Source organism: Pseudomonas sp. LB3P81 (assembly GCF_054897965.1).
Genome location: NZ_JBUBVG010000001.1, coordinates 430847 through 453372 on the forward strand (window position 1 = coordinate 430847; position 22526 = coordinate 453372).

The 22526-nt window shown below is 59.9% G+C and carries 17 protein-coding genes and 1 pseudogene; 6 read left to right on the forward strand and 12 right to left on the reverse strand.

Annotated features, from left to right (window positions below):
* The first annotated feature begins 158 nt into the window (after positions 1-158).
* From ACYZTL_RS02050 to ACYZTL_RS02075, 6 genes are all read left to right on the forward strand, one after another.
* Positions 159-1175, forward strand: a complete 1017-nt coding sequence (locus tag ACYZTL_RS02050; protein WP_461950355.1) for an AraC family transcriptional regulator — start codon at positions 159-161, stop codon at positions 1173-1175.
* 263 nt (positions 1176-1438) lie between these two features.
* Positions 1439-3103 (forward strand): AMP-binding protein, encoded by a 1665-nt coding sequence (locus ACYZTL_RS02055; protein ID WP_461950356.1) that lies wholly within the window; start codon positions 1439-1441, stop codon positions 3101-3103.
* Between the two features lie 16 nt (positions 3104-3119).
* On the forward strand, positions 3120-3881 hold the full coding sequence (locus tag ACYZTL_RS02060; protein WP_461950357.1) for an SDR family NAD(P)-dependent oxidoreductase: 762 nt from the start codon (positions 3120-3122) through the stop codon (positions 3879-3881).
* 12 nt (positions 3882-3893) lie between these two features.
* Positions 3894-5087, forward strand: a complete 1194-nt coding sequence (locus tag ACYZTL_RS02065; protein ID WP_461950358.1) for an acetyl-CoA C-acyltransferase — start codon at positions 3894-3896, stop codon at positions 5085-5087.
* 148 nt (positions 5088-5235) lie between these two features.
* Positions 5236-6363 (forward strand): acyl-CoA dehydrogenase, encoded by a 1128-nt coding sequence (locus ACYZTL_RS02070; protein WP_461950359.1) that lies wholly within the window; start codon positions 5236-5238, stop codon positions 6361-6363.
* Positions 6364-6486: 123 nt separating this feature from the next.
* On the forward strand, positions 6487-7260 hold the full coding sequence (locus tag ACYZTL_RS02075; RefSeq protein WP_461950360.1) for an enoyl-CoA hydratase: 774 nt from the start codon (positions 6487-6489) through the stop codon (positions 7258-7260).
* Positions 7261-7425: 165 nt separating this feature from the next.
* On the opposite strand, the gene ACYZTL_RS02080 is transcribed toward ACYZTL_RS02075, so the two are convergent.
* The 12 genes and pseudogenes from ACYZTL_RS02080 to ACYZTL_RS02135 all read right to left on the reverse strand — a co-directional run bounded on the left by ACYZTL_RS02080 (position 7426) and on the right by ACYZTL_RS02135 (position 22424).
* The gene (locus ACYZTL_RS02080; protein WP_461950361.1) at positions 7426-8577 is read right to left on the reverse strand and encodes an acyl-CoA dehydrogenase family protein; all 1152 of its coding nucleotides are present in this window, start codon (positions 8575-8577) and stop codon (positions 7426-7428) included.
* Positions 8578-8580: 3 nt separating this feature from the next.
* Positions 8581-9687: an enoyl-CoA hydratase/isomerase family protein gene (locus ACYZTL_RS02085; RefSeq protein WP_461950362.1), complete on the reverse strand. Its 1107-nt coding sequence runs from the start codon at positions 9685-9687 to the stop codon at positions 8581-8583.
* A gap of 226 nt (positions 9688-9913) precedes the next feature.
* Positions 9914-10615, reverse strand: a complete 702-nt coding sequence (locus ACYZTL_RS02090) for an HPP family protein (RefSeq protein WP_461950363.1) — start codon at positions 10613-10615, stop codon at positions 9914-9916.
* A gap of 159 nt (positions 10616-10774) precedes the next feature.
* Positions 10775-11953, reverse strand: a complete 1179-nt coding sequence (locus tag ACYZTL_RS02095) for an MFS transporter (protein ID WP_461950364.1) — start codon at positions 11951-11953, stop codon at positions 10775-10777.
* A gap of 150 nt (positions 11954-12103) precedes the next feature.
* A pseudogene (locus tag ACYZTL_RS02100) lies at positions 12104-12592 on the reverse strand (MmgE/PrpD family protein); the annotation flags it as partial.
* A 178-nt stretch (positions 12593-12770) separates the two neighbouring features.
* Positions 12771-13151, reverse strand: a complete 381-nt coding sequence (locus ACYZTL_RS02105; RefSeq protein ID WP_461950365.1) for a GNAT family N-acetyltransferase — start codon at positions 13149-13151, stop codon at positions 12771-12773.
* On the reverse strand, positions 13148-14278 hold the full coding sequence (locus ACYZTL_RS02110) for a hypothetical protein (RefSeq protein WP_461950366.1): 1131 nt from the start codon (positions 14276-14278) through the stop codon (positions 13148-13150). The genes ACYZTL_RS02105 and ACYZTL_RS02110 overlap by 4 nt, the downstream gene beginning before the upstream one ends.
* Positions 14262-15815, reverse strand: a complete 1554-nt coding sequence (locus ACYZTL_RS02115) for a hypothetical protein (protein WP_461950367.1) — start codon at positions 15813-15815, stop codon at positions 14262-14264. Before ACYZTL_RS02115 ends, ACYZTL_RS02110 begins: the two co-directional genes overlap by 17 nt.
* A gap of 25 nt (positions 15816-15840) precedes the next feature.
* Positions 15841-17393, reverse strand: a protein-coding gene (locus ACYZTL_RS02120; protein ID WP_461950368.1) for an IS3 family transposase whose coding sequence is annotated in 2 segments (ribosomal slippage) — positions 15841-16931 and positions 16931-17393 — 1554 coding nt in all. Because the reading frame shifts where the segments join, the coding sequence is not laid out codon by codon here.
* Positions 17394-17425: 32 nt separating this feature from the next.
* On the reverse strand, positions 17426-19564 hold the full coding sequence (locus ACYZTL_RS02125) for a toxin VasX (RefSeq protein WP_461950369.1): 2139 nt from the start codon (positions 19562-19564) through the stop codon (positions 17426-17428).
* Entirely contained in the window at positions 19561-20427 is an 867-nt protein-coding gene (locus ACYZTL_RS02130) for a DUF4123 domain-containing protein (RefSeq protein WP_461950370.1), read from the reverse strand. The genes ACYZTL_RS02125 and ACYZTL_RS02130 overlap by 4 nt, the downstream gene beginning before the upstream one ends.
* Entirely contained in the window at positions 20424-22424 is a 2001-nt protein-coding gene (locus tag ACYZTL_RS02135; protein ID WP_461950371.1) for a type VI secretion system Vgr family protein, read from the reverse strand. Before ACYZTL_RS02135 ends, ACYZTL_RS02130 begins: the two co-directional genes overlap by 4 nt.
* Positions 22425-22526: the final 102 nt, after the last annotated feature.

Below are 22526 nucleotides of genomic sequence, written 5' to 3' on the forward strand. Positions count from 1 at the left end.
TCCGTGAGCTTTTGTTATTGGCGGGGGATGTTAGCAGGAGGGGCTGTGTTGAGGCTGAAAATGCCTTCGCGAGCAAGCCCGCTCCCACAAGGGTTCTGCGCCGAGCTGTTCGCTGCGCTAAGATGCCACCACCCAAACAACACGGCACACCTCGCTCAATGTCGGAAAAAGACACCATTTCCATTCAACTGGTGCGTGAAGCGCTGTTGCAAAGTTGCGCCCCGGGCGCCGCCACCGACGAGGTGTTGAACAAGGTCGGCATCGATCCGGTGCTGCTCGAATCATCCAAATCCCGCGTGCCGGCCACCGCGTACGCACGACTGTGGCGTTTACTGGCCCGACGTCGTGACGATGAATTTTTTGGCATGGACCCGCGCAAGCTCAAATCCGGCAGTCTGGCGTTTCTATGCCGCTGCTCCATGGTCCAGCCGAGCCTCGCCGCCGGCCTGACCTCGGGGCTGGGGTTTCTGTCGTTGATGCTCGAACACTTGCCCGCGCAACTGGTTCGCCAGCAAAGTCTGGCGGAGATCGTGCTTTTGGAAGATGACCAGGACCCGCGTCGTGCCTTTACCTATTTCACCTACTGGATGATCGTGCACGGCGTTGCCTGCTGGTTGGCTGGGCGACGGATTCCGATTCTGGCCATCGAGTTGCGCTGCCCGGCGCCGGACTTTTGTGATGACTATCAGGTGATGTTCTCTGAAAACCTGCGGTTCGACCGGCCACGCACCCGGATGATTTTCTCGGCCGATTGCCTGGATTTGCCGATCAAACGCAGCGTTGAAGAACTCAAGCGATTCCTGGCCCATGCGCCGGCGAACATTCTGGTCAAGTACCGCGATCCGCAGAGCCTGGCCAGTCGCATCAAGCAGGATCTGCGGCAACTGCCGGCCGAATACTGGCCGGAAACCGAGCCGCTGGCGCAGCAGTTGTGCATGTCGGCGTCGACCTTGCGTCGGCGGCTGGCGGAAGAGGGGCAGACGTATCAGGGGCTCAAGGACAGTGTGCGCAAGGAATTGGCCATCGTTTGGCTGGCTGAACCGAGTATCAGCTTCGCCGAGATCGCCACGCGGCTGGGGTTTGCCGATGCGAGTTCGTTCTACAAGGCGTTTCGCAAGTGGTCGGGGTCGAATCCGGGGCATTATCGGAGTTTGATTCTGAACGAAGCGAGCTGATCCGGACCCGGTGCTGTTGGGTCTGGCGCCTTCGTCGGAACGCCGCCCGGAGCAAGCCCGCTCCCACATTTGGAATGCATTCCCCCTGTGGGAGCGGGCTTGCTCGCGAAGAGGCCATCACAGGCAACCCACCCCTCAAACCTTGGCCAAACCAGTCAGACAACTTGATGGCTTTGACCATTGCCCCACCCCCCGCGCAGAGCGACTATTTCCCTGTTGGTTACGGTTCCCCAACCTAATAAAAATACAGAGGGATTCTGGCAATGCGCGATTACTTGTCTGCCACGTCACAGTTCAATTATCAGCACACCGTCGACGCCGCACTTGCGGGCGATCTGACGGCCCTCAATGCCTGCGTCGAGTGTTGCGACCGGCATGCATTGCCAGGCCGCATTGCGCTGTTCTGGGAAGGCCGTGACGGCGCCAGTGCGACGTACACTTTCAGCGACTTACAGGACAAGGCTGCGCGTTTCGCCAATTTCCTGCTCGCCCAGGGTGTGAAGAAAGGCGACAAGGTCGCCGGTCTCCTGCCGCGCAATATCGAATTGTTGATCACCGTGTTCGCCACCTGGCGCATCGGCGCGGTGTATCAGCCGTTGTTCACTGCGTTCGGCCCCAAAGCCATCGAACACCGCTTGAGCTGTTCTGGCGCCAAAGTGGTGGTCACCGACGCGGTCAACCGTTCCAAACTCGCTGAAGTCCCCGACTGCCCAACCATCGTTACTGTCGGCGGCCCGAAAGGCCAGGGCATCGTTCGTGGCGACTTCAGTTTCTGGGCCGAACTGGCCAACTATTCCCCCGAGTGCGAACCGGTGCTGCTGACCGGCGAAGACCCGTTCCTGCTGATGTTCACCTCGGGCACTACCGGCCCGTCAAAAGCGTTGTCCGTGCCGCTCAAGGCGATCGTCGCCTTCCAGAGCTACACCCGTGACGCCGTGGACCTGCGCCCGGAAGACGCGTTCTGGAACGTCGCCGATCCGGGCTGGGCCTATGGCATCTATTTCGGTGTCACCGGGCCGATGGCGATGGGGCATCCGATCACCTTTTACGATGGCCCGTTCACCCTCGAAAGCACCTGCCGGGTGATCAACAAATACGGGATCACCAACCTCACCGGTTCGCCGACCGCGTATCGCCTGTTGATTGCCGGTGGCGACGAGTTCGCGAAGTCGATCAAGGGCAAGCTGCGCATCGTCAGCAGTGCCGGCGAGCCGCTGAACCCGGAAGTGATCCGCTGGTTCGCCGACAACCTCGGCGTGGTGATTCATGACCATTACGGCCAAACCGAATTGGGCATGGTCCTGTGCAACCACCACGGTCTCGACCACCCGATCCACATGGGCGCCGCCGGTTTTGCCTCGCCGGGCCACCGCATCGTGGTGTTGGACGAGGACTATAAGGAACTCGGCGTCGGCCAGCCCGGCATCCTGGCCATCGACCGTACCCAGTCGCCGATGTGCTGGTTCGGCGGATACGAAGGCGCACCCACCAAGGCTTTCGTCGGCAACTATTACCTGAGCGGCGACACCGTCGAGTGGAACCCGGACGGCAGCATCAGCTTCGTCGGCCGCAGTGATGACGTCATCACCACCTCCGGCTACCGCGTCGGCCCGTTCGACGTCGAAAGTGCGTTGATCGAACACCCTGCGGTGGTCGAAGCGGCAGTTGTGGGCAAACCCGACCCGGAGCGCACCGAACTGGTCAAAGCGTTCGTCGTGCTTAGCGCGCAGTACCGTGCCGCGCCCGAACTGGCCGAAGAGTTGCGCCAACACGTGCGCAAACGTCTGGCCGCGCACTCGTATCCCCGTGAAATCGAATTTGTCAGTGAGTTGCCGAAAACCCCAAGCGGCAAATTGCAGCGCTTTATCTTGCGCAACCAGGAAATCGCCAAGGCTCAAGAGGCCGCCGCGAAGAACGTTTCAGCTTGAATCCAAGGAAACAATGATGCAGATCGAAAACAAGGTTTTTCTCGTCACCGGCGGCGCGTCCGGGCTCGGTGCGGCCACGGCTGAAATGCTGATCGCCGCTGGCGCCAAAGTGATGCTGGTGGACATGAACGCCGACGCCGTTGCAGCTCAGGCCGAACGTCTGGGTGCGCAAAGCGTGGTTGCGGACATCAGCAACGAAGCGGCGGCCGAAGCGGCGGTGCAGGCCACGGTCAAAGCCTTCGGCGGCCTCAACGGTCTGGTCAACTGCGCCGGCATCGTCCGTGGCGAGAAGATTCTCGGCAAGAACGGCCCGCACGCACTGAGCAGTTTCAGCCAGGTGATCAACGTCAACCTGATCGGCAGCTTCAACATGCTGCGTCTGGCGTCGGCGGCCATCGCCGAAACCGAGCCGGATGCCGATGGCGAGCGCGGGATTATCATCAACACCGCTTCGGCTGCGGCCTATGACGGCCAGATTGGCCAGGCGGCTTATGCCGCGTCCAAAGGCGCGATCGTCAGCCTGACCTTGCCCGCTGCCCGTGAACTGGCGCGCTTCGGCATCCGCGTGATGACCATCGCTCCGGGCATTTTCGAAACGCCGATGATGGCCGGCATGACCCCGGAAGTCCGCGACTCCCTGGCCGCCGGCGTGCCATTTCCGCCGCGTCTGGGCAAACCGGTCGAGTACGCCGCGCTGGTCAGGCATATCATTGAAAACAGCATGCTCAATGGCGAGGTGATCCGTCTCGACGGTGCCTTGCGCATGGCCGCCAAGTAAGGAGGATTTGTCATGACCACTTTCAACGATCCCATTGTTATCGTCAGCGCCGTCCGCACCCCGATGGGTGGTTTTCAGGGTGAACTGAAAAGCCTGACCGCGCCGCAACTCGGTGCTGCCGCGATTCGCGCCGCCGTCGAACGTGCCGGTGTGGCACCGGATGCGGTTGAAGAAGTGCTGTTCGGCTGCGTGTTGCCCGCCGGCCTCGGCCAGGCCCCTGCACGTCAGGCTGCACTGGGCGCCGGGCTGGATAAATCGACCCGCTGCACCACCCTGAACAAGATGTGCGGTTCGGGCATGGAAGCGGCCATTCTGGCCCACGACATGCTGGTCGCCGGCAGCGCCGACGTGGTGGTTGCCGGCGGCATGGAAAGCATGTCCAACGCGCCGTACCTGCTGGACCGCGCCCGCAGTGGCTACCGCATGGGCCACGGTCGCGTGCTCGATTCCATGTTTCTCGATGGTCTGGAAGACGCCTACGACAAAGGTCGCCTGATGGGCACCTTCGCCGAAGATTGCGCCGAAACCAACGGCTTCAGCCGCGAAGCGCAGGATGCGTTTGCCATCGCTTCGACCACCCGCGCGCAGCAGGCAATCAAGGACGGCAGCTTCAAGGACGAAATCGTGCCGTTGACCGTGACCGTCGGTAAAGAGCAGGTGCTGATCAGCAACGATGAACAGCCACCGAAAGCCAAACTGGATAAGATCGCCTCGCTGAAACCGGCATTCCGCGAAGGCGGCACCGTTACTGCGGCCAACTCCAGTTCGATTTCCGATGGCGCAGCGGCACTGGTGTTGATGCGCCGTTCCGAAGCGGAAAAACGCGGTTTGAAACCACTGGCGGTGATTCATGGTCATGCGGCATTTGCCGACACGCCGGGCCTGTTCCCGGTGGCTCCGATCGGCGCGATCAAGAAGCTGATGAAGAAAACCGGCTGGTCGCTGAACGACGTCGATCTGGTCGAAGTCAACGAAGCCTTCGCCGTGGTCGGCATGGCAGCGATGACTCACCTGGAAATCCCCCACGAGAAACTCAACGTGCACGGCGGCGCCTGCGCCTTGGGCCACCCGATCGGTGCGTCCGGCGCGCGGATTCTGGTGACCTTGCTCTCGGCCCTGCGCCAGAAAGGCCTGAAACGCGGGGTCGCGGCGATCTGCATCGGCGGCGGTGAAGCCACGGCAATGGCCGTGGAATGCCTCTACTAACTACGCGGTCCCTGTAGGAGCGAGCCTGCTCGCGATGGACGTTAACGATGAAGTGGGTTGCCTGGATGAACGCGGTGCCCAGACGTTCTTCGCGAGCAAGCTCGCTCCTACAGGTGGTTTTAAGCTTCAACCCAATTAAGGACTGGTCATGATTCCCAATGACGAACAACTTCAGATCAGCGACGCGGCCCGGCAGTTTGCCCAGGAACGGCTGAAACCGTTCGCCGCCGAATGGGACCGCGAGCACCGTTTCCCCAAGGAAGCCATCGGCGAGATGGCTGAGCTGGGTTTCTTTGGCATGTTGGTGCCCGAGCAGTGGGGCGGTTGCGACACCGGTTACCTTGCCTACGCCATGGCCCTGGAAGAAATCGCCGCCGGCGACGGCGCCTGCTCGACCATCATGAGCGTGCACAACTCGGTGGGTTGCGTGCCGATCCTCAACTACGGCAACGACGATCAGAAAGAACGCTTCCTCAAGCCGTTGGCCAGCGGTGCGATGCTCGGCGCTTTCGCGTTGACCGAACCCCAAGCCGGCTCCGATGCCAGCGGCCTGAAAACCCGCGCCCGTCTCGAAGGCGATCACTACGTGCTTAACGGCTGCAAGCAGTTCATCACCTCCGGGCAGAACGCCGGCGTGGTGATCGTGTTTGCGGTGACCGACCCGAGCGCCGGCAAACGCGGGATCACCGCGCTGATCGTGCCCACCGATTCGCCGGGCTACAAAGTCGCCCGCGTCGAAGACAAGCTCGGCCAGCACGCCTCCGATACCTGCCAGATTCTGTTCGAAGACGTGAAAGTGCCGGTGGCCAACCGCTTGGGCGAAGAGGGTGAAGGTTACCGGATCGCCCTGGCCAACCTCGAAGGCGGCCGCGTCGGCATCGCCTCGCAAGCGGTGGGCATGGCCCGCGCTGCGTTCGAAGCGGCCCGGGATTACGCCCGTGAGCGCGAGAGTTTCGGCAAACCGATCATCGAGCATCAAGCGGTCGCGTTCCGCCTCGCGGACATGGCGACCCAGATCGCCGTTGCCCGGCAGATGGTGCATTACGCGGCAGCGTTGCGTGACAGCGGCAAACCAGCGCTGGTCGAAGCCTCCATGGCCAAGCTGTTCGCCTCGGAGATGGCCGAAAAGGTCTGCTCCGCCGCATTGCAAACCCTCGGCGGTTACGGTTACCTGAACGACTTCCCACTGGAGCGGATCTACCGTGACGTGCGGGTCTGCCAGATCTACGAAGGCACCAGCGATATTCAGCGCATGGTCATTTCGCGCAGTCTCTAAAATCGATCCCCGTAGGAGCTGCCGAAGGCTGCGATCTTTTGATCTTAAAAATCAAAGTCAAAAGATCGCAGCCTTCGGCAGCTCCTACAGGGGAATCGAGCCTTATGCAAAAAGGAGTTATTTATGAGTTACGAAACGATTTTGCTGGAAACCCACGGCCGTGTCGGCCTGATCACCCTCAACCGTCCGCAGGCGCTGAACGCGTTGAACGCGCAGATTGTCAGCGAGCTGAACCACGCCCTCGATGGCCTGGAAGCCGATTCGAACATCGGTTGCATCGTGCTGACCGGCTCGAAGAAAGCCTTCGCCGCCGGTGCCGACATCAAGGAAATGGCCGAGCTGACCTACCCGCAGATCTACCTCGACGATCTGTTCAGCGACAGTGATCGCGTGGCCAACCGCCGCAAGCCGATTATCGCCGCAGTCAACGGTTTTGCCTTGGGCGGTGGTTGTGAGCTGGCGCTGATGTGCGACTTCATCCTGGCCGGTGATAACGCCAGATTCGGTCAGCCGGAAATCAACCTCGGCGTGCTGCCGGGCATGGGCGGCACCCAGCGCCTGACTCGTGCCGTCGGTAAAGCCAAGGCGATGGAAATGTGCCTGAGCGGGCGTTTGATCGATGCGGTGGAAGCGGAGCGTTGCGGGATCGTGGCGCGGATCGTGCCATCGGACGAATTGCTGGACGAAGCGCTGAAAGTCGCCGCGTTGATCGCCAAGAAGTCGTTGCCGATTGCGATGATGGTCAAGGAAAGCGTCAACCGTGCGTTTGAAGTTAGCCTGTCTGAAGGCGTGCGCTTTGAACGCCGGGTGTTCCATGCGGCGTTTGCGACGCTGGATCAGAAGGAGGGGATGGCGGCGTTTATTGCCAAGCGTGAGGCAGAGTTCGTCAGTAAGTAATGTAGCGTTCTCACGGACGTCTTCGCGGGCAAGCCTCGCTCCCACAGGATGGCGTACTCCTGTAGGAGCGAGCTTGCTCGCGAAAAACCAGAGAGCACCGTGGTGATTCAGACTCCCCGCGGTATCGTTGGCCACCATCGCGAGCAAGCTCGCTCCTACAAGGCATCACACCAGATAGTTTTTCAACTCCCGGGCAATCACCATCCGCTGTATCTCGCTAGACCCTTCATAAATCTGCGTAATCCGCGCATCCCGGTAATAACGCTCCACCGGGTAATCTTCCAGATACCCGTACCCGCCATGAATCTGCATCGCTGACGAGCAGACCTTCTCGGCCATCTCCGAGGCAAACAGCTTGGCCTGCGAAGCCTCCGACAAACACGGCTTGCCCGCACTGCGCAACCGCGCGGCATGCAAAATCAGCAATCGCGCGGCGTTCAGGCGGGTGTGCATGTCGGCCAGCATATTGGCAATGCTCTGGTGCTCGATGATCGGCTTGTCGAACTGCACGCGATCACGGGAGTAGGCCAGTGCCGCTTCGAACGCCGCACGGGCGATGCCCAACGCTTGCGCGGCGATGCCGATGCGGCCGCCTTCAAGGTTCGACAGGGCGATGGCCAGGCCTTTACCGCGTTCACCCAACAGATTGGCTTCGGGAATCGTGCAATTGCTCAGGGTGACCGCGCAGGTATCAGAGGCGCGGATACCCATCTTGTGTTCGCTGCGATCAACGATGAAACCGGCGGTATCGGTCGGCACCAGAAACGCCGAAATGCCGCGCTTGCCCAGATCCGGATCGGTCACGGCAAACACGATGGCCAGTTTCGCCCGTTTACCGTTGCTGACAAATTGCTTGGCGCCGTTGATTACCCACTGGCCGTCGCGCAGTTCGGCACGGGTGCGCAGGTTGTGCGCTTCGGAACCGGCTTGCGGCTCGGTCAGGCAGAAGCAGCCGATGGCCTGGCCGCTGGCGAGATCTGGCAGCCAGGTCTTTTTCTGTTCTTCAGTACCGTAGTTCAGAACCGGCCCGCAACCCACGGAATTGTGGATGCTCATCAATGCACCCGTGGCGCCGTCACCGGCGGAAATCTCTTCCACCGCCAGGGCGTAGGCGACGTAATCGACATAAGTGCCGCCCCATTCCTCAGGCACCACCATGCCCAGCAGGCCCAGTTCGCCCATCTTCGCCACCAGACCGTCGTCGATCCAGCCGGCCTTTTCCCAGGCTTGCGCATGGGGCGCGATTTCGCCGCGGGCAAAATCCCGGGCCATGTCGCGGATCATGACTTGTTCTTCGCTCAATTCGATATCGTGCATGGCTCAGCTCCCGCTCCGGTCAAACCCTGTGAAGAAACTCGCGACATGCCCGGCGTCCAGTGCCTGCAAGGTCGGCGGGTTCCAGCGCGGATTCTTGTCTTTGTCGATCAGCAAGGCGCGCACGCCTTCGATCAGGTCGCCGCGCTCGAACCATTGACGGTCCAGGTGCAGCTCGAGGGCGAAGCAGTCTTCCAGGCTCAAGTGCCGACCGCGCCGCAGCATTTCCAATGTCACAGCCATGGCCAGTGGTGAACGGCTTTCCAGCAGATCCGCCGTGGTCGTCGCCCATTCATGGCTGTCGGCAACCGTCACTTCGCGCAGTTGTTCAACAATACTCGGCACGTCGGGCAGGGTGAAGAAATGATCGATGGCCGAGCGCAGCGCTTTTAATGGAGCATCGGGCAGTTGCTGCACGGCGAGCTGGGCAAGCAGGCCTTGAAGGTCTTTTAGCGGCGTGCCTCGCCATTCCAGCTGATCGAGTTTTTCGTCCAGCGTAGCCAGTTTGCTGCTTTCCAGATACCAGTCGGCCAGACCGCAATACAGCGCATCTGCCGCGCGGATTTGTACGCCGCTGACGCCCAGATAAATGCCCAGCTCGCCCGGAATGCGCGGCAGAAAATAACTGCCGCCCACGTCCGGAAAATAACCTATGGCCACTTCCGGCATCGCCAGACGGCTTTTCTCGGTGACCACCCGCAAGTCGGCGCCTTGCACCAGGCCCATGCCGCCACCCAGGACGAAACCGTCCATCAAGGCGAGAACGGGTTTGCGGTAATGGTGGATAGCAAGGTCGAGGGCGTATTCCTCGACAAAGAAATCTTCGTGCAGGGTGTCGCCGCTTTTGAAACTGTCGTACAGCGAGCGGATATCGCCACCGGCACAGAAAGCTTTCTCGCCAGCCCCGCGCAAAACCACGGCGTGAACCTGCGGATCGTTCGCCCAGACGTCGAGCTGGCGGTGCAGCTGGCGGACCATGTCCAGGGTGATCGCGTTGAGACCGGCGGGGCGATTGAGGGTCAGGTGACCGATGTGGTTGCGAACCTCGGCCAGCACGTCATTTTGCGTGGCATCCATGGACGAAGTCCCCTTCGATGAAACCTGAGCAGTCATCACTAACTCCCTGCTTTTATTGTTCTTTATAGAGAAGCTCGCGCGCGAGCGATGCTGGATCGTAACAGTGCAAATTTGCCCAGTACAACCGGGATATATGCAGGGTTAGTTTGCGTTTTTGCCTTAAAGCAAGATCAAAAGATCGCAGCCTTCGGCAGCTCCTACGTTGGAATACGATCCGGCGTAGGAGCTGCCGAAGGCTGCGATCTTTTGATCTACTTCAACCCTATCGAGAAAACACATCCCCAACACTGCGGCGCTTGGCTTGCAACTCGCTGGCATGAATCAGCTGTTCCAAATCTTCAGGCGTGACATCAATGAACGCTTCCATCTCCGCCAGGGCCAGTTTCAAATCCTGGGCGGTGATCGCTTGATTGTCGATCGGCGGATGATCGGCCGGCAACACGGCCACCGGTTCGCTGGCGCGTTTGGGGTAACGAATGCGCGTCAGGTTGTTAAAGGCCAGGGCGCTGAACAGCATCGTCGAGGCACCAAGCATCACCGGGGCGAGGGCTTTCCAGTCCAGGGCGATGGTCGCCGGATCGGCCAGCACCAGCGTCAGGGCCAGGGCGCCGGCCGGCGGATGCAGGCAGCGCAGCCAGCACATCAGGATCAGTGCCATACCCGCCGCGAGGCACGCGCTGCCGAGTGTGCGTCCGAGCACGTGAGCGACCAGCAGCGCAATCACGCCGGCGCTCAAGTAGCCGCCGAGTATCGACCAGGGTTGCGCCAGCGCGCCGGAGGACACCGCAAACAGAAGCACTGCCGACGCGCCCAGCGGTCCGATCAGGTGCTGGGCGACTTCGATGCCGAATACCCGGGAGCAGACCCAGACGCTAAACATCGTACCCAGGGCCATGCCGATGGCGGCGCGGCTCCATTCCGAAGGGCGGGTGTTGACGGAGGCGGGTAACCAGCGAGCGAGCATTTGGCAAACGACCCATTGAAAAAATCGAGGCAAAAAAAAAGGCTTAGCTGGGATACCCAGAAAGCCCTTGAAGGTGTTCCAACAATTGGGGGAGGAACGGGCACAGTGTGCCGCTCATTCCACATGCTGACAAATTCATATTAATGCAGCTTGAGTGCATTATTTTTGCGGTAAGGCGACTCGGCGACCGCTCATGAAACACAGAAAACCGCCCATGGCGGTGAGTGCGCTCAGGGCATAAAACATCGTCGGCGCCGGAGTGCGCATCAACAGGAAACCGCAAATCACCGGGCTCAGCGCACCGCCGAGGGCTGCGAGGTTCTGCGCGCCGTAGTAGCTGCCGCGCAGTTCTTCCGGGGCGAGGGTGTCGACGAAGAGGAATTCGGCGGGGTAAATGATCATTTCGCCGAGGGTGAAAATGAACATCGCCACGCACCACGACACCAGGCTATCCGCCAGACTGAAACCGATCAGGCCGACGATGAACAGGCTGGTGCCGCCGGCAATCCAATAGCGCAGTTGTTCGCGCTTGAGAAAACGGCCGATCTGGTATTGCAGCAGGATCACGCTGATGGCGTTGCAGGCGAGCAGGGCGGCCATGGTTTCCAGGGCGCGTTTGGAGTCGTGGGTCACCAGCAGGTATTGCGACAGGTACAGGGTGAAACGCCCGTGGACCACGGTGCTGAGCAAACAGCCGCAGGTAAACATGATCAGCGTGCGGTCGTTTTTCAGGGTGATCAGGGTTTTCAGGAAACTCTGTGGCTGACCGGTCGCGGGTGTCTGAGCCGAGTCCCTGGGAATTCCGCTCAGCAAAAAGATGCTGAAAAACGCAATGGCGCCGGCAATCAGGAAGGGCGCAATCGGGTACACCCCGGCAATCACCACACCGAGCATTGGGCCGGTGGCGTAGCCGATGTTGGTCAGGGTGTAACGCAGGGAGAAGGCCTTGGCACGCTGGCCTATGGGCAGGTTTTCGCTGAGGATCGCCTTCGACCCGATCAGGAACAGCGCCGACGCGGTTTCGGTGATGACCAGGGTCAGTGTGGTCAAGTACAGGTTTTCGGAGAAGGTCAGCAGCACGAAACCGATGGCGCTGGAGAGCATGGCCAGGATCAGCAACCGGCGTTTTTCGAGGCGGTCGATGATGTAACCGCCGTAGAGCGCGAGCAGGGTGGCGATGAACACCGCGATGCCCAGCAGCAAGCCAACGTCCTGTTGGTTGACCCCGAGCTTGTTGCTCAGGAACAACGTGAGCAACGGACTGGTGATGGCGCGGCTGACGACGATGGTCAGCGAGACGATCATCAATCGGCGGATAACGAGCGAGTAAGTGGCCACGGTGGGGCAAATGTCCTTACTCAGATTTCATGGTGTTCGTCGATGTACCGAGTCGCGGCCATTCGCGAGCAAGCCCGCTCCCACATTAGACCGCGATCCACTGTGGGAGCGGGCTTGCTCGCGAAGAGGCCGGGGCAGGCAATGCAAGACTCAAGTCAGCCACTGATCCAGCGAACGAACCGATTCAAGTGCTTCAAGCCGCCACAACTGTTCAAGCAATTCTGTCGCCTGCGACCTCGACATCACCCGCCCCGCCAGACTGAAAAACTTCTGCTCCAGTGCCACATCACTCAACGGATTACCCGGCGCACCCAGTGGTGGATCCACACAAAGACTCGCCCGCCGACCGTCCAACGTCCGCACGCTGACAACAGGCTCGCCATCCTCTGACAGTTGCAGGTCCACTTCAAGGCGAATACGCGACATCCACTGGACAATCCGCGGATCACTCCGCTGTTCATCGTCATACGCTTCCAGCCGGCTATAGCCATGCACCAGCCGGGCGGCGAGGGCAAACGGCAGGCTCATCTGCGCCGCCGCCAGCGTGATCACGTCCTGTCCGCCGCACATGTCCTGCAGAAAACCGCATAGCGACACTTGAATGTCCTCGACCTGATCGACGCTGACCCGCATTTGATCCTGCGGCACAACACCGTGCGCAGTCCGCTGGTCAAGGCGTTCGCCCATGCATTGGGGGGTGGATTTGAAGGTGCCGGTTCAAGGCTGAAGCGCATCGCACAACGGCGCTCACCGGGCAATCCGTGGACGATTTCGTCGTTTAATACCTGGGCTAAACGCGGGCCTGTTCAGCAGGGCTCTATGTTGGAAAGCCCATGCGCCAATAAAACAGTTCATTCCACGGCAAGTCGCGGAACGTGGTCAAAGTCAGACCTGTGAGTGCTTGCTCCCGAGCGTATGAAACAGCCGCTAACAGTAACTTTCGACCAACACCCCGAGCCTGAAATGGCTGGCTGACGGAGAGTTCCTGAATATGCAGTTGGTTGTCGACTTCCACCGCAGCGAGAAACCCCGAAAGTACACCCTCGGCCGATTGCGCCACCCAAACCTGCTCGGTCTCGATTGCCCGCGGATAGTGTTCGGCATCGGGCACAGCTCTGTCGAAGGTTCGGGCCACGTTCGGTGATGGGTTGGCGGGCAACGATTGGAAATGGTGCTTATCACGGTTGTCACCGTTCATGCGGAACGTTTGTCAGTCGGATTCAAGCGCTGCACCTCGGCAAAAATCTCAGTGATCGGCCGGCGCGGTTGGCGTTTGTGCAGGGCGCGAACCTGTAGGCTCATCCGAACGAGTTCTTCACTCGGTTTTGCCCACTGCTCCTTTGGCAACGGCTCGGACCATTCACGCATTACATCGGGCATGGTCTGCGGGGCCATTTTCTGAAGGCGGCGGACTTCCCATTCGACCAGGTGGTTGGGAATCGTCCACAGTGTCATGACGTGGTACAGGTACCAGAAAAATCCCGAGATCCGGTTGCGCTGGCCGTCGCGAATTTGCTGGTGCAGACGCGCGCGGGCGTTGCGGAAGGTGTGCAGGCCTTCGTGGGGTGGATCGTCGGGGCCTTGCAAGTCTTGCAGGTCCTGGATGGATTTGAGGTCGTGGATTTCGTACTCCATGTAGCCGCGGATCGCTTCCCAGTGGCTGATGGCGATGGAGAGGCCGAAGCAGGGGAATTCGACGCTGGTCAGGGTTTCGCCGTGCTGGAAACCGATGCCCATGCCGTATTGGCGGTGGATGCCGTATTGGGTGGCGCCTTGGGCTTCGATGATCCAGGCGGAGAGGGACTCCCAAGGGACGAAGAGGGGTTCGGTGGCGTCTTCGGGCATGAAGCAGACTTCGCGGCGTTGGCGGTTGAAGCGGGTGGGGATGATGTTGATGCGTTTTTTGTGGTTGTGGTGCCAGACGGCGAGGCCGATGAACAGTATTAAGGGGCCGCCTACGAGAGCGTTTTCGCGGCCTTCATCAAACATACCGACCATTGAGCCCCATATATCTGCCCAGCCATAATCAAAAACAATCCCAAGAAATCCAGTAAATAACGGGAAGAGAAATATTACTGAAAAGACAACGCTGAATGGCCCGCCTAATGTCATCTGCCACATAAACACCTGAGGCGATCCCAGCCCAAAATCCATGTACACATCATTCAGCTCCCCAATGTGAGGCCCATGCGGCGGCATTGCTGTCGGCAACGGCAAAGGCGCGAGATAGGTGATCCTGCCGGTGGGAAACGGCTCGACATCACCGGCGTTGCGGGACTGCTCGGTAACCGGGTCAGGCATTGGGACATCACTCTTGGTGGGCATGGTCGGCCAACTCCAACAGATGGGTTTCAACCAGTAACAGCGGTGTATGCTCGGTGGCGGATTGAGGGGACAAGGAAGGGAAGCGCCCCGCACTGCGAGGGGTGAGACGAATGACGTTAGTCCGCGACTCCCACACTCCTTTGGCGTTTAAGGTCTGTATGCAGACGGCGAGCTCCAACGTTTCAGACGCCGGGGTAAACTCGGCGTCAGGATTCACGGGATATCGCAGGCACAGCACCAGACGATCTGATTCCGCTTGCACGAGGCGCAGGCTGGCCGTCACCTCATCGCTGATGACGTCCTTGCGTTCTTGTGGCACACCTCGGCTGTGAAGGGGGACGGAAAGACGTCGGGCGCCGATCCCCAGACGGTGAGCCGGTTGTCCACTCAGCGGTGGCTGAAAGTCACTGAGATTGAACCTCGGCAGGACTAGATGAATGTCGCTGGGCTTGGCTTTCAGCAGCAAATTTTTCAGCCACGAGTCATGTTCGTTCGGGCCAAGTTGTGCATACGGGGCGTTGAGCAAATAGCCCAAATACTGCTGATAGTCATCCAGGGTATGGTCGCCACGATGATCGGCATCCAGACTCCAGGGCGTGATTCTGAGCCATTTGTCGTGGGCGCTGGTGTTGTAGCGGTTATATAGCCAGGTTCCCCCCAGTTCCAATACGGTGAATAGGGCGCCGGCCAGATTGAATCGGAAGAACACGGTAGATAATCTTGTTCCCGCAGCGGCCCAGGCAGCCGTTCTTGCCGCAGCGTTTCTGGCTATCGCTACGGTATAGCCCGCGTGCAAGGTATGACCCAAGCCATAGGCATTCATAGCCGTCATTCCACCTGCACCTAATGTGGCAAGCGCTGCACTACTCTGTGCCGAACGATCTCCGCTACGCGTTGCCTCTTGCCATTTCTGCTGTTGGGAATTGAGGCTGGACAGTGAAGAAAAGAGACCAAGGCTGTAGGTAAAAACGCCCAATCCAACATGCATCTTCCCCATCTGCACATGCACATTCTGTAATGCGTGGTGTTGAAGCCCCGCAGTTAGTTCTGCGCTTCGCGCCTTCAGAGCGGTATCAGCCAGACTTTGCGCCGCCGTAAAACCTGCCGCTCCCGTAGCGGTCAGCGCGGCAAAGAAATTGGTCCGTTTCTTGGGGTTTTTCGTTTGATTCATCATCTCTCGATACACCGAAACCAAATTCACCCCCTGCACCAAAAACACCAACAACCCCATCCCCTCACTCCGAATCAACTTCCCATTCGGCACCGAGCTCACCCCAATCCGAATATCCTTCAACAAACTCCTTACCTCCAACTGCTGCGCCGGCGGAAACACCGCCGTCACTCCCGCCCGAGCCTGCGTCGCACCGTACAGGCGAACCGACTGATCCGGCAGCTCCGCAATCGGGCTCAACGCCCCGGCCAATTGCCCTTCAAGCTGCGTCAACTGCCCGCGCACCCGCACGATCTCGCCCTGCAACTCCAGCGCCCGCGGCGTCTTGTGCCCCTGGCGGTTTTTGTTGTGGGCGGCGTTTTTCAAGGTAGTTGTCGCGTCAACCGTCTAACTATGCCGCTCTTTTCTCGACCTGTTGCTCTCGATCCGGGTTCAACAGCACGGTGCCGATCGGCTCCCAGTTACGTGTGCAACCCGACCACCGTTCCGGCTTTTTCTCTTTGGCTCGTTCGTACAGCTCATGTCGCCGGGCCAAGACCTGATGGTCCAGTCCTCGATGCCGCTCAGCCGGTGTGACGAACCGGATACGGCTATGCCGGTGTTCGTTGTTGTACCAGCGCATGAAATCCCTCACCCAAGCTCGTGCGGCGTCCAGACTGGCAAAGCCATGCTGCGGCCATTGCGGGCAGTACTTCAGTGTTCTAAACAGCGACTCCGAGTAGGGATTGTCGTTGCTCACCCGCGGTCGGCCCCGCGAGGGCGTGATGCCCAGTTCGTACATCTTGCTCAACAGCGTCACCGATTTCATCGGCGCTCCGTTGTCCGAGTGCAGCACCAGCGGTTCGTGTAAACACTGCTCGCCGATCACGCTGCGTTGCAGCAGCGCGGCGGCTTTCTCGCCGCTTTCCGCGTCGTAGACCTCCCAGCCCACGGCCTTGCGGCTGTAAATATCCTCGATCAGATAGAGGTAGTAATACTTGCCGCGTATCGGCGACGGCAGATACGTGATGTCCCATGACCACACCTGATTGGGCGCTTCAGCCGCATGCGTCGTTGGGGCCGCGTGCCGCCTGGGGCGCTGGCTACGACCTCGATGCTGCTGTTGACCCGCCGCACGCAAGACGCGATAAAACGTTGCCTCCGACGCCAGATAGCGCCCTTGATCGGCCAGGCGCGGCACGATCTGGCTCGGCGGCAGATGGGCGTACTCCAGGCTGTTGCACAGCGTCACAATGGTCTGTCGCTCAGCCTCGTTTAGTGCATTTCGCGGCGTTGGCCGTGTGACAGTCGTTCGGGCATCGGCCTGGATAACGTCTGTTTCAGTCCACCGTTGCAAAGTCCGCAGCGATAGACCGATTTCCAGGCAGGCCCTGATTTTTCTGGCTCCCGCCGCGACCGCGTTGCTCAGCCAGTCCACGAGTAACTGCCGTTCTGGCAAAGACGTCAGTTGTCCTCGTTGTCGGTCCCCCAGTAGTCGTTGAGCTTTTTTCGCAGCACCAACAACGCCGCTGTTTCAGCGAGCGCCTTGTCTTTGCGGCGCAGTTCGCGCTCAAGTTCCTGGATGCGTTTCTTATCTTTGCGAGACTGCTCCCGATCTTCTTTTTGCTGGGCCTTTTCCGATTTCTGGCCGGTGATGAAGGCTTGTCGCCAGGCAGTGATTTGCTCGGGGTAAAGGCCTTTGCGGCGGCAATACTCGCCCAGGTCGATCTCGGACAAACCGGCCGCTTCAAGGACGACAGCAAACTTGGTTTCGGCTGACCAGTTCTGAGCCGATTGCTTGTTTTCGGACACTGCACTTCCTTCAGAACTGAGCTGCTTGCGCCAGTTGGACAAAGACATTTCGCTGACCCCTTCGCGCCGGGAAACCTCGGCCATCGACAGGTTCAGTGGGGGAAGCAGCATCTTGAGTAATGCGGCTCTGCGTTCAGGTGAATAGTACGGCACGACCAGTCTCTTTCCGCCCCCGATATGCTTTTTTAGGAAAAACCGGAGAGGCGACAACTATCCTGACACCGGGGGTGGGTGAGCTGGTTGCGTTCGCGGGTCAGGGTTTTCAGGTAGTCGCGCTCGCTGAGCATGTCCTTGAGGTGGGTTTGCAGCGCCGCGTGTTCCGCCGGGCTGGCGACGGTGAAGGTCACGCCGGTGGTTTTTGCGGCGTCGAGGATCCGTGCCGATAAAGCCTTGGGCAGTTGCCGGAACAGTTCGTCGAGGTCGGGGATTTTCTCGCCCGCCAGGTCGAACCCTGCCAGCGCCCGGCTCAGGCCCAGATTCAGCGCGGGGCTGAGGCTGTGCTGGGCGGCGTCGGCGACGGCGCGGGTGGGGTCGGGTAAATCGTCGAGCGCTGGCAGGGGTGGTTGTTCGATTTTCTTCAACTCGGCCAACCAGTGCGGCAGGTTGTTGAACACACCCATGCCGGCGTTGAACAACGTCGTGTATTGCGCGGCTTTCTCAGGCTGAAGGCGCAGGGGCAAGGTGTAGAACAGCGGCCGGGTCAGTTCCGGGTGTTCCTCCAGATAACCGAGCAGGATTTCGCTGGCGTGGTCGCTGCGGCAGATGTCTTTGAGGCAGGCGTATTCCGCGGTGAAGGCTTGGTGAAGTTGCTGTTGATCCTGCGCGTCGTAGTACCAGGCCGAACGGTGGAAGCGACCGCCACCCACCAGCATCGTGCGGTCGGCGGTGATGCGATCGAGCATCCGGTTCCAGCGGCCAAGGTCGTCGCGATGCTGAGACAGCGCAAAGTCCATGGCCGGGCGGTCGATGAAATCATTGACCCCGCGTTTGCCACTGAAACGGGAACCTTCGAGCACGTCGATGATGCGTTTGTTTTGCTCTTGGGCGAGTTTGATCAGGGTATCGAGATGACGCTCGACGAAATCGTCGGGCGTACCCTCGAAATGTTGGCGCGTGTAGTAACGGCGGTCGGCCTGGTCACTGGCGCGGCTGTGGGCGGTGAAGTCGGGTGTCGCGCCTTGGTACTTGGCGAACTGTAACGCTTCGGCATGGGCTTTCTTACGTAATTGCTCCAGCTCCGGCGGCGCCGGTACGCCCGAAGGCTCGACCTTGCCGCCCTTGTTCAGATAATCCAGCAGGGCTTGGCGGGTGTGTTCCCGATCCGGTTCCGGCAACTGTTCCAGATCGGCGAACAACGCCTGCACGGCCGGGTTGCCGTCAACCTTGGCCAGTTCGCCGATATCCTCGGCACTGAGCTGGCTCAGGGATTCGATGTAACAGGCCAGCAAGTAATCGCGTTCGTTGGTGCCGGCATTACTCCAGTCATCGACCCAGCCCACCACGGTGTCTTGATACTCGGCCAGATCACGCAATACGCCGAGCTCATCCTGCACCACCAGAAACAGCGTGTCGTCCTGATAAGGCCCGCGTACCCGACCGAGCAACTCGCCGATGTGCGCCTCGCGAAAGCGCCGAGGCTGCTCCCACAAATAGGGTTCACGTTCGTGCTCGGGGGCATCGCTGACCTGCACCGTTGGCAACAGAACGGCGTCCGGCGGCGACGTGGCTTCCAGCTCTTCGCGGTCGTGTGCGGCTTGCGCCTGTCCGGCCGGAACGGTCGCAATCTCCGCCAGCCACTGTTTGCCTTGTGCAACCGTCAGCAAATGCGTGCCACCGGTTTCGCAATCCACCGGGCCGAGATCGACAACCTGCATGAAGTGCTCGCGTTCCTCACGACTGTCGAGCACCTGGGCGCATTTCGCCGCCGTCCATTGCACTTCCGCAAAGTTCACGTACAGCGTGCTGCGCCTTGAAAACACCAGCGCCGGACGCTCTTCAATGGGCGTGCGCCGGTCGTCATCGACCTTGGCGCCCTTGTGCAGCAGGGCGCTGACCAGTCCGTCGAGTAGCTGATATTCGTGGAGATGGCCGGTAACGCTGTCGATGACGTACAACCAGCCATCGCGCAGTAAACGGACACCCAACGGTCGAGTGGTGAGGGCGTAGGGCAGCTTCAGTTTGGCACTCGGGTCGAGTGGCTTTTCCACCAGCCCATAGCGCAAGGGCAATAGCTGCACATGGGTGTTGCGTAGAGGGCAGGCACCGGGAGAGCCGATGGCGGTTTTCGAGGCAGCAGCTGCGGCGAGGATGGCAGGATGGGTCATGGGCGCCTCCGTTGGATAGCCCAGCTATGGGCTAGGTCAGCGGCCAGCGCCACGCGCTCGCCGGGTGGTTGCAGGGAGGGCGAGTGGAGCAGTTGGGCGATAGCAGGGTGTTGTTCGAGCGCAGTACCATCCAGCCAGGCCACGAGGTTGGCGTAATGAAGAAGCTCGGATTGGCTGGACAAACCCAAGGCGTTGGCCTCGGCCTCCAGTTGCTCCAGCACCGGCCAGCGCTGGGCCAAGGTTTCACCGTCATGGCGTTCGGGAAAATAGTTGAGCCAATGGGCGTCGAGTTCGAGCAGCGCGCGGCGTCGATCAGTTCGGTCCATTGCTGCATTCAGTTCAGGACTCAAGCGATACGGTGTCGACAGTTCCGGGGATTGGGGCATTCGGGGTTGATGACGCTGCCAGTTTGCGTTGACGCTATCGGCCATCACCACGCAGGAAAGGGGCCCGAACAAGCGCTGATCGCCGCTGCCGAACAGTGCCTGCGCCACCGCCGCATCAGCCAGACGCAAGACGACCGGCAGTCCTTCGGGCAGTTCAACCGTCAGCAGTTTTCGCAAGTGTTGAGCCACATCATGGGCAGACGCCGTGCTGAACAACAGCACACCCCATTCCTCGTCCGCCTGTTGCAGATAGAACTGAAAGACCGGGTCGTCAGGTTGTTGGATCGCCACCAGCAGCGGTGAGATATCGCGCAACGCGGTGAAGGGCGCACAGTCATACAGCGCGATGGTGCTTGCACCGGGACTCAGTTGTTTGATGCGCTCCGGCAAATTGCTCAGGGTCACACCGTCCAGCAACACCAACGCCTGATGCTCGCTCCAGGGCAGGTCGTCAGGCAGGGAAGTCAAGAGACTCATGCTTGGGCGCCCTCACAAATCAGGCACCGCGAGGCGCGGGTTGAGATCAGTGCATGGCGTTGCCGCGCTGCATCGAACGTCACTTTCAGCAAGGGCAGGGCGCCCGGCATCAGCGGCTCCGCCGTCAGGCACACGGGCGGGGTGCCGCCCTGCATAATGGGGACGCTGCTGAAAATGCCTTCTGGCCCCAGTATTAGCCATTGACCGCCACCCACGAGCGCCAGGTACGTCCCGCCATTGATGACGACTTGTTGAACTGCGCTGAAGTGGAGCTGTTGCATGGCGCTGAGTCGTTGATTGGCGACGCGAACATGCTGATCGCCAAGGACCAACAGGTGGTCATCCTGTTTGAGTTCGGTCAGACGGTTGCCATGGGTCAAGTGGCGTTCTTCGCCGCGCAGGTCATGACTGCTTATGCCACCGACCACCACGTTGCGCTGGTTGTCGACTTGAATGCGTTCATCGTTCAGAACGTGCTGCACGAAATCGCGCTGGGCACGCAGGGCAATTTCCTCGGCGCCTTTTCTGTCCTCGATGCGTAGCTCGTTGTAACCGCCACCGCCGGGACTGCTCTGGCTGCGGAAAATGCTGCGGGTCTGCTCGGCGGGCAAATCCAGTGGCACCGGGGTCGAGGCGTTGGGCAGACAGCACAGGACGTAGGGTTTGTCCGGGTCGCCGTCGGTGAAACCTACCTGCACTTCCATTCCCACTCGGGGGATTTGCACGTTGCCGTAACCGTCATGGGCCCAACCAGTCGAAACTCGCAGCCAGCAACTCGATTGTTCGTTGTGCTCACCCTCGCGATCCCAGAGCAGCTGGACTTTGACCCGGCCGTACTGGTCACAGTAAATCTCTTCACCTGACGGGCCGGTGACGACTGCGTGCTGACTGCCTGTCATCCGGGGCTTAGGGTGTTCGAGGGCCGGCCGGAATATCACGTCCCACGGTGTGGTGATGAAGTGGTTACGGTAACCCTGACTGAAACCATCTTCTGCAGTGGCGTCGGTAATCGCTTCTTCCAGCACCTGGGGTTGCAAGCCGACATGCTCGATTTCAGTCAATAACCAAAGGCCATTACGATCACCGAGTGGGTGCTCGGTCATCTCGAAAAAATGACCGCTGCGCATGGCGCTTTGGTCGCTGCGCCCGTTGGCAAGCTGGTAATCGGCGCGGTGGCGTTCCAGTGCCTGATTGGCCAGCTGTTTACCGCGGTCGCGATGGGTGAACTGCCCGGGAAAGGCATAGTCCTCGAGGTGCGGCACCAGCGATTTTTTAGCCTCGCTGTCGAGTTTCACGCGTGGTTTCTCGAAATCGTAATCACGACGGCTGACATGGGTCGGGCGGGTATTCAGTTTTAGCTTGAACTGGTCAATCACTGGCGCTTGCGCGACCATGCCGCTGGCTTGCCTGTAGGCGGTTGACCGTTCTGGTTTCGAAAAACTGGTTTGATCGTCACCGAACACCAGCACATGCCCTTCGGCGCTGTGCTCAAAGTGAAAGTGCAAACCTTCTTCTTCACACAGCCTTTGTAGAAAATTCAGGTCCGTCTCGTACTGAACACAATACAGCCGGGGTCGGTACTCGGCATTCAGCTGGAAACGCCAGGTATCGGCCTGCATGCCTTGATCTTTCAGTACTTTTGCAATGATTTGCGGCACGCTCAGGTTCTGAAAAATGCGCTGGTTGTGGCAGTGGGAGAGATAGGTGAGGTGCGGCACCAGGGTCATCTGGTAGCGGGTCAGACGCTTGCCCGAATCACCTTCGGCAATTGCATAGACTTGCCCGTGGATGCCGGCACCGTCAGCTCCGAAGCGCAAAAAGGCCGAGCGATGATGAAGCGACTTGATGTCCAGGTCGTGGCGTTCGCCGACCAGTTCGAGATTAACTTCATAGGGTTGATTCAGCGCTTCCCTGGCGCGGAATTCGAGTACCTGAAGGTCGCGGGGAAAACCTTCAATGTCGAGTGTGAAAACGGCGGGTTTGAGGGCGCTTAACATCCACATTTCCTTGTGTCTATTTCAAGACTCAGGACTTTGCGTGGATCTACCGATTGGTTGATGTCAGGCGATTCGATATTTGGCGTAGGACGGGTCCGTTAA